This window comes from Variovorax sp. 05N34 (assembly GCF_056397405.1).
In genome coordinates, this window is the sequence record NZ_JBFTNI010000002.1 from 950,253 (window position 1) to 962,297 (window position 12,045).

A 12,045-nucleotide genomic window follows, 5' to 3' on the forward strand; every position below is an offset into this window, starting at 1 on the left:
CACCCATGCGCACGCTGATCGAGCACCTTGAATTCGCGTTCCTGGTCGACGCCAAGGACACTGTCCTTCGCGATGCCAGCATCGTCATCGAGAACGACCGCATCGTCGACATCGGCGCGGCAGAGCAGGTCGCCGCGAGACATAAAGGCGGCAAGTTCGACCGGGTGATGGATGGCACGATGCTCGGCATATGCCCGGGCTTCGTCGATAGCCACGTCCATTTGTCCGAGACGCTGTCGCGCGCCGTGTTTCCGGACAACCTCAATACGCGGGCATGGGTCTTTCACTGGGCGAAGCCTTTCTACGCGCACATCACCGAGGAAGACGAGTATTGGGGCGCGTTGCTCGGCATCACCGAGATGCTTCGCAACGGGACGACTTGCTTTATCGACATGGGGTCGCAGTACGACCCTGGGATCACCGTCCGAGCCATGGAAAAGACCGGCATCCGTGGCGTCACGGGGCGACATGCCGCGGACAACCCGCCGGCCGAATTGCCACGCGGATGGACCGAGGAGATGGCGCGTCATCATTTCTTCCCAAGCGCCGAGGCTGCCCTCGCCGAGCTGGAGGCTTGCGTCCGCAAATACGACGGTGCCCTCGGCGGCCGCGTCCGCTGCTGGGTCAACATCGAGGGCAAGGAGCCTTGCACGCTGGAGCTGCATGTGGGCGCGCAGAAGCTCGCGGAACGCCTTGGCGTGGGTACGACCTATCACCTCGCCACGTCAATTGAAGAGGCAAAAGTCTGCGAAGGCAAATACGGCATGTGGCCGATCACGCGGATCGATCGCGCAGGTGGCATCGGCTCCAACCTGGTGATTGCCCATGGTGCCGCAGTCAGCGACGAAGAGGTGTCCCTCCTGGCTCGCCGAGGCGCCAAGGTGGCCTTCTGTCCCTGCTCATCGTTCAAGCTCGGCAAGGGCGCGACCGCGATCGGGAAGTACCCGGAGATGGTCGCCGCAGGCGTCACGGTCGGCCTGGGCACCGATGGCGTGTCCGCCGCCGGAAACATGAACCTGATGCGTCAGATGCTGCTCGTTGCCGGCATGTTCAAGGACGCACGCATGAAGCCGGACATCTTCACGGCGCGGCAGGCCCTCAGGGCTGCCACCATCGATGGCGCGAAGGCGGCCATGTGGGACCATGACATCGGTTCACTCGAAGTGGGGAAGAAGGCGGACTTCATTCTGTTCGACCTCGATCACATCGAGTGGACGCCATTTCACGACCCGCTGCAGGCGCTGGTGTTCTCGGCATCCACTGCTTCAATCTCGCAGACCTGGGTTGACGGGCAGGCGCTCTACAGCAATGGCAAGGTGCATGGCGTCGATGAGGTCCAGCTGCGCCGCAAGGCCAGGGAACTCGCGGCAGCGGCGGTGAAGCGGGCAGGGCTGCACGAAGAGGGTGTGGAGACCACGACGACCCTCTACGACAGCGGCAACTGATCGACGAAGTCCTGAGTTGGTGCACCAGTCAGACGAGGCTCGATTCGTACACCGAACGAATTGAGTTCTCGATGGCTCGGGCAGTCAAATCGCGTGCGATGAAGACAACCCATCCGGGCGAGGCTGTGCCATCGGGCCACGTCGGCAGCCGGTCCAATGGATAAAGGACGTGCTGCACGCCCTGTACCACCACTGGCCTTTCGTCGTCCGTCACGCCGAGCAGGCCTTTCACGCGCAGGATCGAATCGCCCCTGTTCGCGAGCAGCAATTCGAGCCAATCGACGAAGACGCTCCACTCCACCTCGCGCTCCAGCTGGACCGTGAACGTCCGGATCGCCTCGTCGTGACTGCCCATCAGCGGACCCAGCGGTGCGTCACCGTCACCGTCCTGTCCATCCTTGGCCGCCATTGGCAGGATCGGACCGGACCGCCGCCATTGCGCTTCAGATTCGTCGAAGATCGCGCGTGCCGGCAATCGGCCGTTGCGGGCACTGGCAAAGATGGCGCCCGGATTCGTCGCCCGCAGCTTCTCGAGCAGCACCGCGCAGTCGGACTCGTCGACCAGATCCGATTTGGTCAGGATCACCCGGTCGGCGGTCGCCAACTGCTGCCGGGCTTCCCGATGGCGGACCAGCGTCTGGTCGCCGTTGACGGCATCCACCGTGGTGATGACCTGCCCAAGCCGGAACCACGGCGTCAGGCTTTGCTCGCTGAGAACGGCTTGCATGATGGGTGCGGGGTCGGCCATGCCCGTGGTCTCCACGACAACACGCGCGAAGGCGGGGATGTCGCCGGTGCGCATCATGGCGTTGAGCTCGGCCAGCGTTGACACCAGGTCGTCGCGCACAGAGCAGCAAAGGCACCCTGAACCGAGCAGCACAACGTCTTCGGCAACCTCCCGCACGAGAAGATGGTCCAGGCCTGCTTCGCCGAATTCGTTGATGACCACCGCCGTATCCGACAGATCCGGATCAGCCAGCAAGTGACGCAACAGAGTCGTCTTGCCACTGCCGAGAAAGCCGGTCAGCACATGGATCGGCACTCGGCGATCGAGTCCGGCGTGGCTCATGTTCAGGCGATCTCGAAGATGGCGTCCACTTCGACCGCCACATTGCGCGGCAGCGAATTGCAGCCAACCGCCGCTCGCGCGTGCCGGCCCGCATCGCCGAACACTTCGACCATCAGATCGGAAGCGCCGTTGATGACCTTTGGGTGGTCGCCAAACTCCGGCGTTGCGTTGACGAAGCCGCCCAATCGTATGCAGCCCACCACGCGATCGAGGCTTCCGCCGAGAGCGGTGCGCAACTGCGCCAGGATGTTGATGGCGCACAACCGTGCCGCCTTCTGCGCGTCTTCAATCGACACGTCTCGTCCGACCTTGCCTACGTACTGGTCCTTGCCGCCAGCGCTGGGTACCTGACCGGCGATGTAGATCATCGAGCCACTCTTGCGAGCCGGGACGTAGTTGGCCGCGGGGGCGGCTGGGTTGGGCAACTCGATGCCGAGTTGTTCGAGACGAGCGTCGTGTCCTTGCTGAGTCATGTTTCTTCCTGGTCCTTGGGAGTCAGTTGCCGAAATACAGATCGTCCAGCGGCGCGGACAGCAGGCTTGCCGCGTCGGGCTCAACGAGCGCAGGTGCGAGGGATTGCGCGGTGTTGCGAATGTCGCGGAGAACGCCACGCTTGGCGATCGCAGGCTTCTTCGCCTGCAGGCCTTCAAGGATCTCGACGTGCGCCGATGCGTCCCACGGCATGTCGGGCGACAGCAGCGACAGGTACATCGTCGGCCCGAATTGCAACCAAAGAGACTCGACGAGCGGCATGATCACTTCGCTACCGGCGGCCTCATACAGGGTGAAGTGGAAGCGCTGGTTCGAGGACAGGCAGCCGATCAGATTGCGCTTGGCGATTGCATCGAGAAGCTCACCGTTGATGGCGGTCAGTGCCTTGAGCAAGGCGGGCGTGCAATTGCGGCATGCCATCTCTGTGGCAAGGCCTTCGATCAGTTCCCTGACGGTGAAAAGCTCATTGAGCTTCTTTGGGGTAAGCCGAGGCACTCGGACCGATCCGCTCGAAGTGTCCTCCAGCGCGTTGATGACGACCAATCGCGTCAGCGCCTCGCGAATCGGCATCGGACTCGTGCCGAAGCTGGCGGCCAACTTTCGCAGGCTCATGACTTGGCCTGGCACGAAGGCGCCCACCATCAATCCTCGTCGCAGCCTCTGAAAGACTTCTTCCGGGACGCTGCCGCGCGCCCGCCTGTTTGGCTCTTCCGCGGTATCCGAATCTGCTTGACGGCGGCTCGCAATCTTTTCCATGGCGTTCTCTTTGATGTTCTCTGTGAGGCAGTGCGGGTTAACCCGGTTGTTGGCGATTATATGTGTGATCACACTTCGTGATCAAGATATGAAAAGCAGAAGAAAAACATGAGATCGCCACCCTAGTCCCGGCCAGCCCCGCACGCAAGTTTCGGCCCCGGTTCACTCACTCAACCTTATGGCAGGTAATTCATGCGCACCCACTTTTCGGTTTGTTCATTGACTTCCGGCATTCGGGCCGCCGCCGTTGCGGCGGCGCTCACATTGACTTCGGCCGCGTGGGCCGCGGATGACGTCAACGTCCGGTTCAGTTGGAAACTCAAGGGCGAATACGCGCACATGTACCTTGCGCAAGAGCAGGGAATGTATGCAGCCCACAACCTCGACGTCCGGATGGGTGAGGGCGCAGGTGCACCCGCCGCCCTGGGGGCCCTGCTGCAGGGCCAGGAGGACGTGGTGATCATGCCGGCCATCTTTGCGGTCTCGGCCATCCAGAAAGGCATGCCGGTCAAGATCATTGCCTTGTACCAACCGAAGACGCCCGTGGTGTTGATTTCGCAGCCCGACAAACCGGTGCTCAAGCCGAAGGATCTCGAGGGCAAGACCGTGGCGCACTCCGTGGGGGAAACAGGAACGTCCTATCTGGCTGTCTTCTGCGCCGTCAATCACGTCGACTGCACCAAGGTGAAGAAGGTCCAGATGGATGCGCAGTCGCGCGTGCCGCAATTCCTGCAGAAGCAGGTCGACGTGGTCAGCGTCTACACGAACAACGACCTCCCCATCATCGAGGCGCGCATCGGGACCAAATTCCCGTCGCTCGATCTGGCTCAAAACGGCCTGGCTATTCCCGGGTTGGCCGCTGTATCGAGCGACGCGACGATTGCGAAGAAGCCGGACGTGCTCAAGCGCTATCTGGTTGCGGTGAACCAGGGCATCGATGCGACCCGAAAGGACCCGAAGGCCGCCACCGCCGCCATCTTGAAAAACTGGAAGGGGGGCCCCTCCCCAGAGGTTGTCGAAGTGCAGGTGCGCGCGACGATGGACGCCATCAGCGCACGGCCCGGGAAGCCACTCGGGTGGACGGACCCCCAAACCATCGTGCAGGCGCTCGAACTGCTGAAGACCGACGAAGCCATCGGCGCGCCAAAGCCGGCTGAGGCCTTCTTCACCAACGACCTGCTGACCCAGCCGTAACCCAAGGTGATCCATGACTGAACTGAAACACCCCGGAATCGTCGCGATGCCCGTCCCTCGAAGCACGAAGAAGAAGCAGCCGCGCGTCAGGTTTGTCGAGCGCTACGCCTCAGTCCTGCTTGCAATCGGCGTCCTCGTCATCTGGCAACTCGCGGTGCCGCTGTCCGGCCTCTCCGAATTCGTCCTGCCGACGCCGCTCGCCATCGCCAAGCGAATGGTGACGGACTTCAACTTGCTCGCGACACACTCATACATCACTTTGCTCGAAGTGCTGGGCGGCTTTCTCTCTGGCGTGCTGGTCGGCATTCCACTCGCGCTGGCGATCTTCTATTCGAAGGTCTTCGAGCGCGCGGTCTACCCGCTTCTCGTGGCGCTGCAGACGGTGCCCAAGATCGCGCTCGCGCCGTTGCTGGTGCTCTACCTGGGCTACGGCTGGGCGCCGAAGATCAGCCTGGCTTTCCTGATCTCGTTCTTTCCCATCGTGATCTCGACCGTGGTGGGCCTGCAGTCGCTCGACAAAGGCTTGGTCAACATGGTCCGCTCGATGGGTGCCAGCGAGGCACAGACCTTCTTCAAGGTTCGGCTACCTGCGGCGTTGCCGAGCATCTTCGGTGGCCTCAAGGTTGCGATCTCGCTGGCTGTCATCGGCGCGATCATCGGCGAATACATCGCCGCCGAGCGTGGTCTCGGCTACCTGCAGCTCCAGGCCAACTCGCAGTTCGACACGACGCTGAATTTCGCAACCGTCGTCACGATCTCCCTGATCGGTGTGCTGCTCTATTTCGTCCTTGCACTTGTCGAGAGCAAGGTTTCGTTCCACCGCGAAAGCGCCAAATGATGGAAATCCGCCGGGAGTCCACGCCATGAGTAGTGCAGCCGCAGTCACCATCGAAGGTGTCTCCAAATCGTATGAGGTGCGCGCGGGCGACGACGTGCTCGCACTCGACCGCGTCGATCTCGACATCGAGCCCGGGAGCTTCGTCGCGATCGTCGGCCCCAGCGGATGCGGCAAGAGCACGCTGCTCTCGTTGCTCGCGGGCCTGACGCCGGTGAGCTCCGGCAGATTGGGCATCGATGGCGACATCGTCCTGCGACCGCATCCCAAGGCGGGCGTCGTGTTCCAGTCCGACTTGCTGCTCTATTGGCGCAGCATCGTCGACAACATCTTGCTGCCGATCGAGATCAAGGGATTGGACCGCAAGGCCTATGCCGATCGTGCGCGCGAACTGTTGGCGCAGGTCGGGCTCGAGGGCTTCGCGGAGAAGTTTCCTTCCGAGCTTTCGGGCGGAATGCGTCAACGCGTCGCGATCTGCCGTGCCTTGATCCAGGAACCCGGACTGCTGTTGATGGACGAGCCCTTCGGCGCGCTCGACGCGCTCACGCGCGAGCAAATGATCATGGATCTGCAGACCATGTGGATGCGGCTGCGCAATACGGTGTTGTTCATCACGCACGGCATCGACGAAGCGGTGTTTCTGGCAGACCGCGTAATCGTGATGTCGCCGCGTCCGGGCCGCGTGGATCTCGATCTCACCGTCGATATCCCGAGGCCGCGCCGCTGGAGTGGCATCCACGAGAACCCCGCCTTTCAGCACTATGTGCGGCAGGTGCGCGAGATGTTCGAAGCCAAGGGCGTGCTCGTCGCGCACTGACCAGACAGAGGCAAGAATGAAAGTTTCCATACTGGGCGCCGGCGCCGGTGGTGCCGCGGCCGTGGCCGAACTCGCGCAAGCCGGTCACGAAGTGGTTCTCTGGAACCGATCTCCCGAAACACTCGCTCCTTTCCAGGCACTGGGCGGAGTGCGCTATGAGGGCGTTCTGGGCCAAGGCATTGCGCGGCCAGCCCTGATCACGGCGGATCTCGCGCAAGCCATCCAGGGTGCCGACGCGGCCGTGGTAACGCTGCCGACCTTCTCTCACGCGCCGGTTGCGCGCGCGCTCGCCGCTGCGTGCTGGCCGGCCAATCGACCGGTGATTCTGAATCCCGGGCACACCGGCGGCGCGCTCGACTTCGCGCATGCCTATCGAAGTGTTCGTGCCGATCTGCCGCCGATCGCCGAGTTCTCGACGCTGACGTATGTCGCTCGCAAGTACCAGTCAGACAGCGTGACGGTGACCGGCCGAGCGCGGCAGGTGCGTGCGGCGGCGCTGCCTGGCGGCGAGGCCGCGCTCGCTGTCGCATGCCAACTGTTTCCCGGTGCTTCACCGGTAGGTGATGTGCTCGCCTCTGCGCTCGCCAATGCCAACCTCGTGCTGCATCCACCGGGCGCCGTCCTGGCGGCGGCGTGGGTCGAGGCGACGCATGGCGACTTCACCTTCTACGTTCAGGCCATGACGCCAGGGGTGGCGCGCACCATGCGAGCGCTCGACGACGAACGCCTGGCTGTCGCCGCGGCCTTCGGCCACCGCCTGCCGAACCTCGTAGAGGAGATGAAGCTGATCGGCACGGTCGAGTCGTCAGTCACGGATACGCAAGACTTCGTGGCCGCCATAGCGGGCGGCGAGGCCAACAAGCGAATCAAGGGCCCAGACTCCCTGCAGCACAGGTACTACCGGGAAGACTTCGGCCACGGCCTGCTTCCCTTTCTCGAACTCGCCGCGATCGCCGGGGTGGCCACGCCGGTCGCTCGTTCGCTGTTCACGCTGGCGCAGGCGCTGGTCGGTATCGACTACAGCAAGGGCGGCCGGACCGCCGACGCGATGGGCATCGCGGGCCTGTCGAAGTCCGAACTTCTTCAACATGTGAGGCAGCCATGAACTGGGATCAAGTCGTCATCGCGATCATCGGCGGCGATCGTCGCGAACAAGAGATCGCCCGCTGCGCGGTTGCAGCCGGAGCCCACGTACGTGCCTTCGGCTTTCCGTGGCCAGAGCAGGGCATCGCTGGCGTCGGCCACGCGTCGAGCGCATGCGAGGCACTGGAAGGTGCCGACATCGCGCTCTTTCCAATTCCGGGCATCGCCCCCGACGGCGCGCTCTTCGCGCCCCAATGTGCCGATCGCATCATTCCGGACCGCGACATGCTCACCGGCATGCGCCGCCCCGGACACATCATCCTGGGATGGGCCGACCCCAAGCTCAAGGCGCATTGCGAGGGTCTCGGCATCAATCTGCATGAGTATGAGTGGGACGAGGACCTGATGCTCCTGCGCGGACCCGCGATCGTCGAAGGCATGCTCAAGGTGTTGATCGAGAACACCGACATCACGATCCACAAGGCGAAGGTTTGCCTGGTGGGGCAGGGGACGATCGGTTCGCTCGTCACGCACACCCTGTTGGGGCTGGGCGCGCATGTTCACGTCGCTGCGCGCAACCCAGTGCAGCGCGCCGCGGCATACGCCGCCGGCGCCGAGCCGCACGAACTGTCCGATCTGGCAAAGGTGCTTCCGGACACGGACATCGTCATCGCGAGCGTGCCCGCCCGCGTGCTCGGGCGTGAGTTGCTTGAGACCTTGCCCAGGCACGCACTGCTCGTCGACCTGGCGGCGCCGCCCGGAGGCATCGACCGCGATGCCGCGCAAGAGCTCGGGCTGAAGTTCGTCTGGGCCCGCGGACTGGGAGCTCGCGCACCCATCACCGTCGGCCGCAGCCAATGGAGCGGCGTGCGGCGTCGCATCGACAACATCTTGAAGGAGAAAGCATGAGCGCCGACCTGGTGATTCGCAACGCACGGGTGGTTCGCCACGATGGAGAGTTCCACGGCGGTGTCGCCGTGAAAGACGGCAAGATCATCCTGACCGGCGCCGACAGCGCCTTGCCCAAAGGTCATCGCGAGATTGACGCCGGCGGCCGCGTGCTGATGCCGGGTGTGATCGATCCGCATTGCCACCTGGGCGTGAAGTATCCCTATGCGGAAGACATGCGCACCGAGACAGCAGCAGCGGCGTCGGGCGGCGTGACAACGGCGTTGCTCTACATCCGCAATCTCAAGCCTTCGTACTTGCCGTTCTATGAAGAACGAAAGGCGCTCGGCGAAGAGAACTCGATCATCGACTTCGGCTTCCACTTCGGCATTCAGCGCGAGGAGCATATTGCCGAGATCCCGGAGATCGTCGCAAAGACGGGCGTGCGCTCGTTCAAGTGCTATTTCGGCTATGAGCCGGACAACCCGATCGGCATCGTTCCAGCAACCGACGGCTGGGTGTATGCCGCGATGCGAATCCTGGCGAAGATTCCAGGCGCGCTCATCAACGTCCACTGCGAGAACACACAAATCGCCGCCTGGATGAAGAACGAGATCAAGGCAACGGGTCGGCAGGACCTCGGCGCGTACACGGAATCCCGTCCCGCCTTCTGCGAGGTGGAAACGATTCGTCGAATGATCTTTCTTGCGGAACGAACCGGCTGTTCTCTGCACCTGGTTCACACGTCCGTCGGCATGGGCCCCGTACTGGCTGCCGAAGCGCAGGCACGCGGCGTGCACGTCACGGTCGAGACTTGCCAGCACTACCTCACCCGCACGGCCTATGACAGCGATCTGGACATGCGCGCCAAGATATCGCCGCCGCTGCGCGACAAGGAAGAGCAGGAAGGCCTGTGGCGAGGCGTCCTGAACGGCTCGGTCTATAGCCTGGGCACCGATCACGTTCCTTTCATGCCCAAGAAGCTTGAGGACCTCTGGTCCGAACTGCCGGGCGTCGTCTCGTTTCCGTGGGAGTTGTCGCTGATGCTGCACTTTGGCGTTCATCAGCGCGGCTTGCCGCTGTCGCGCCTGGTCCAACTCAACTCGGCCAATCCGGCGCGCCGCTTCGGCCTGTGGCCGCGCAAGGGCAACATCGAGGTGGGCTTCGACGCGGACCTCGTGCTGGTCGATCTCGATGAAGAGCGTACGGTCCGTCATACCGGCAAAGGCACCTGCATCTACGAAGGCTGGAAGCTCAAGGGATGGCCAGTGCTCACCGTGGCTCGAGGCGCGGTGGTCTACGAGAACGGCAAGGTCGACGAAAGCCTCTTCGGCCGCGGCCGCTGTCTTTCCAATCCTTCTTGACCATGGAAACAGGGCTCCGCGAAAGCGCGACCGGCGGCGTGGCGCCACGCTCTCGCAGCATGGCCGAACGCATCGCAGACCTGCACGAAGCGGTGCGGGAGCTTTTGCTGCTCCGGCCGCGCCCACGACTGGAGCGGCTGTCGGGGCTCCACAACCCCTGGGGCCATGCTGCTGGGCTCACCGATGCCTGGCGCTTCCTGGACCTGTGCGAGGACCCGGCCATCGTGGATCGGGTGGAATCGGCGATCGGGCATGACATCGTGCTGTGGGATTCCGAACTTCACCTCGAAGCAGCCTCTTACCAGCGCTTCGTGCGCGAAGGTCGCGAAGGGCGGTACTGGCCCGTCATGCCGCTGGCAGGCGCGGTGGTGCTCGTGACGCCGGAGCGCGCGCAGCCGTTGACCTGCCTCGAACTGAGTCGTGTCGCCACCGGCTTGCCGCCGCTGGATCCACATGAGCCTCTGTACGTAATCCGCTACATGCCAGCGGACAGCAACTTCCTGCGGGACGGGCGCGCCTTGGCCAACTGGGTGGCCATGGAAGAACAGCCCCTCATCAACCATGCCGTGCGGCCACTCTGGCTCGTGCGCGGCGAAGACCGTGCGGGCAACGATTTCGTCACGGGCTTCTCACCCCCTGTCCCACGCTGGGCGGGAAATCAACCTAAGGAGCAGTGAAATGCCATTCGTCATCGTCGAATTCTGGGAAGGTCGCACGGTCGACCAGAAACGCAATCTCGTCAGGGCCATCACGAAGGCGATGGTCGACGAGGCAGGTTGCAAGCCGGAGCACCTTCACGTCGTGATTCATGACACACCCAAGGACAGTTGGGGACGCGCCGGGGTACTCGGCATCGACATGGAGGAAAAGTGATGAATCTCGATGAACTCGACCCCCGTTCCTCGGCACTGCTGGTCATCGATCTTCAGAACGCCTTCGTCCACGACAAGGGAACACTCGGCATCTCTGGCGTCGATACGAAGCGTCTCTCTTCGATCGTGCCCGCGCTCGCTGAACTGATTCCGCATTGCCAGGCGGCAGGCATTCCGGTCATATGGACCGTTCAGGAGCATTTCGCGGTGGACGCGAGCCGCGCCCGCAAGAAGCTGGCCGGCCACACCGCGCGGCGCAAGCAAGTCTCCGCTCTCGCTGGCAGCTGGGACGAGGAAATCGTCGATGAGTTGAAGCCGCTGGCCGCCTTCAATCCTTCCTATGTCATCCGCAAACACCGTTTCGGCGCCTTCTACGAGACCCGCCTCGAGATGATGTTGAAGATGCTGGGAACCCGGACGCTGTTCGTGGCGGGAACCACGACGAATGCCTGCGTCGAGACGAGCATCCGGGAGGCCTACCTGCGCGACTACGATGTCGTCGCGCTGAACGACTGCATCTCCGGAGTCAATGGAGAGTGGGAGGAAACGGCCAAACGGGTCTGGAAGCAGTATTTCTGCGAGCTCTCCGACTCCAAGGAAATGCGCGGCTGGATCGATTCGAAATCTTCACCGCGCACGCTCGGCTATGGGCACATGCTGCTGATGGTGCAGGACGTGGAGCGCTCCACGGCTTTCTATGTGAACCAGCTCGGTTTTTCCATTCGTCCGGCAAAGCCGCTGGCCGACGGTCGGCCATTCACTGCATTTCACCAGGGGATCGCGATTGTCGGTGGACGTGCGCCGGCACATCGGCAGATCGACCATATGGCTTTTGAAGTCAACGATGTTCGGGCGCTGCGCGATCGGCTGAAGAAGTCTGACGTCGAGTTTCAGCAGGATCTGCACGACGGCCCCTATGGCTTGACTATTTACGTCACCGATCCGGACGGAACCAGGGTCGAGCTGTATCAGGTCGGCGCGGCCGCCTGAGTGATCGCGTCGCCTGCTGAAGGCGACGATCCGCCCGCTCTATAGACGACACACGGCGCTTTCGCCGTGTGTCGTTTCGTCTCAAGACATCAAGGAACCTCCATGCTGATAGGCGTGCCGGCCGAAACTGTGCCAGGCGAGACCAGAGTGGCCGTGACTGCGGAGACCGCCAAGAAGCTGGTTGCGCAGGGCCACACCGTGCGAGTGCAATCGGGTGCGGGGGTGGCGGCGAGCCTGACC

13 protein-coding genes and 1 pseudogene are annotated in these 12,045 nt (G+C 63.1%); 11 read left to right on the top strand and 3 right to left on the bottom strand.

Annotation, left to right across the window (positions count from 1 at the left end; all coding sequences use genetic code 11):
- Positions 1-5 precede the first annotated feature (5 nt).
- The gene (locus AC1DMA_RS08875) at positions 6-1,445 is read left to right on the top strand and encodes an amidohydrolase family protein (RefSeq protein ID WP_478143953.1); all 1,440 of its coding nucleotides are present in this window, start codon (positions 6-8) and stop codon (positions 1,443-1,445) included.
- A gap of 28 nt (positions 1,446-1,473) precedes the next feature.
- Here the strand turns inward: AC1DMA_RS08875 and AC1DMA_RS08880 are convergent, their stop codons facing one another.
- Genes AC1DMA_RS08880 through AC1DMA_RS08890 form a run of 3 tightly spaced genes read right to left on the bottom strand, consistent with a single transcriptional unit; the run spans position 1,474 to position 3,762 of the window.
- The gene (locus tag AC1DMA_RS08880; protein ID WP_478143954.1) at positions 1,474-2,514 is read right to left on the bottom strand and encodes a CobW family GTP-binding protein; all 1,041 of its coding nucleotides are present in this window, start codon (positions 2,512-2,514) and stop codon (positions 1,474-1,476) included.
- Between the two features lie 2 nt (positions 2,515-2,516).
- Positions 2,517-2,987: a RidA family protein gene (locus tag AC1DMA_RS08885; protein ID WP_478128042.1), complete on the bottom strand. Its 471-nt coding sequence runs from the start codon at positions 2,985-2,987 to the stop codon at positions 2,517-2,519.
- Between the two features lie 22 nt (positions 2,988-3,009).
- Positions 3,010-3,762, bottom strand: coding sequence for a GntR family transcriptional regulator (locus tag AC1DMA_RS08890; protein WP_478143955.1), 753 nt, complete (start codon positions 3,760-3,762; stop codon positions 3,010-3,012).
- A gap of 192 nt (positions 3,763-3,954) precedes the next feature.
- Here AC1DMA_RS08890 and AC1DMA_RS08895 point away from each other — a divergent pair, with 192 nt between their 5' ends.
- The 10 genes and pseudogenes from AC1DMA_RS08895 to AC1DMA_RS08940 form a co-directional block, all read left to right on the top strand.
- Positions 3,955-4,956, top strand: coding sequence for an ABC transporter substrate-binding protein (locus AC1DMA_RS08895; RefSeq protein ID WP_478143956.1), 1,002 nt, complete (start codon positions 3,955-3,957; stop codon positions 4,954-4,956).
- Between the two features lie 13 nt (positions 4,957-4,969).
- Positions 4,970-5,794, top strand: coding sequence for an ABC transporter permease (locus tag AC1DMA_RS08900; RefSeq protein WP_478128039.1), 825 nt, complete (start codon positions 4,970-4,972; stop codon positions 5,792-5,794).
- A 25-nt stretch (positions 5,795-5,819) separates the two neighbouring features.
- The gene (locus tag AC1DMA_RS08905) at positions 5,820-6,608 is read left to right on the top strand and encodes an ABC transporter ATP-binding protein (protein ID WP_478128038.1); all 789 of its coding nucleotides are present in this window, start codon (positions 5,820-5,822) and stop codon (positions 6,606-6,608) included.
- 16 nt (positions 6,609-6,624) lie between these two features.
- Complete coding sequence (locus tag AC1DMA_RS08910) at positions 6,625-7,713, top strand: NAD/NADP octopine/nopaline dehydrogenase family protein (protein WP_478128037.1); 1,089 nt, start codon at positions 6,625-6,627, stop codon at positions 7,711-7,713.
- Complete coding sequence (locus tag AC1DMA_RS08915) at positions 7,710-8,600, top strand: dipicolinate synthase subunit DpsA (protein WP_478128036.1); 891 nt, start codon at positions 7,710-7,712, stop codon at positions 8,598-8,600. Before AC1DMA_RS08910 ends, AC1DMA_RS08915 begins: the two co-directional genes overlap by 4 nt.
- The gene (locus AC1DMA_RS08920) at positions 8,597-9,943 is read left to right on the top strand and encodes a dihydroorotase (RefSeq protein ID WP_478143957.1); all 1,347 of its coding nucleotides are present in this window, start codon (positions 8,597-8,599) and stop codon (positions 9,941-9,943) included. The genes AC1DMA_RS08915 and AC1DMA_RS08920 overlap by 4 nt, the downstream gene beginning before the upstream one ends.
- Positions 9,944-9,945: 2 nt before the next feature.
- Positions 9,946-10,620, top strand: a complete 675-nt coding sequence (locus tag AC1DMA_RS08925; protein WP_478143958.1) for a hypothetical protein — start codon at positions 9,946-9,948, stop codon at positions 10,618-10,620.
- Position 10,621: 1 nt separating this feature from the next.
- Positions 10,622-10,816, top strand: coding sequence for a 2-hydroxymuconate tautomerase (locus AC1DMA_RS08930; protein WP_478128033.1), 195 nt, complete (start codon positions 10,622-10,624; stop codon positions 10,814-10,816).
- Positions 10,816-11,805, top strand: coding sequence for an isochorismatase family protein (locus tag AC1DMA_RS08935; protein WP_478128032.1), 990 nt, complete (start codon positions 10,816-10,818; stop codon positions 11,803-11,805). Before AC1DMA_RS08930 ends, AC1DMA_RS08935 begins: the two co-directional genes overlap by 1 nt.
- Before the next feature lie 102 nt (positions 11,806-11,907).
- Positions 11,908-12,045, top strand: a pseudogene (locus AC1DMA_RS08940) (NAD(P)(+) transhydrogenase (Re/Si-specific) subunit alpha); the annotation flags it as partial.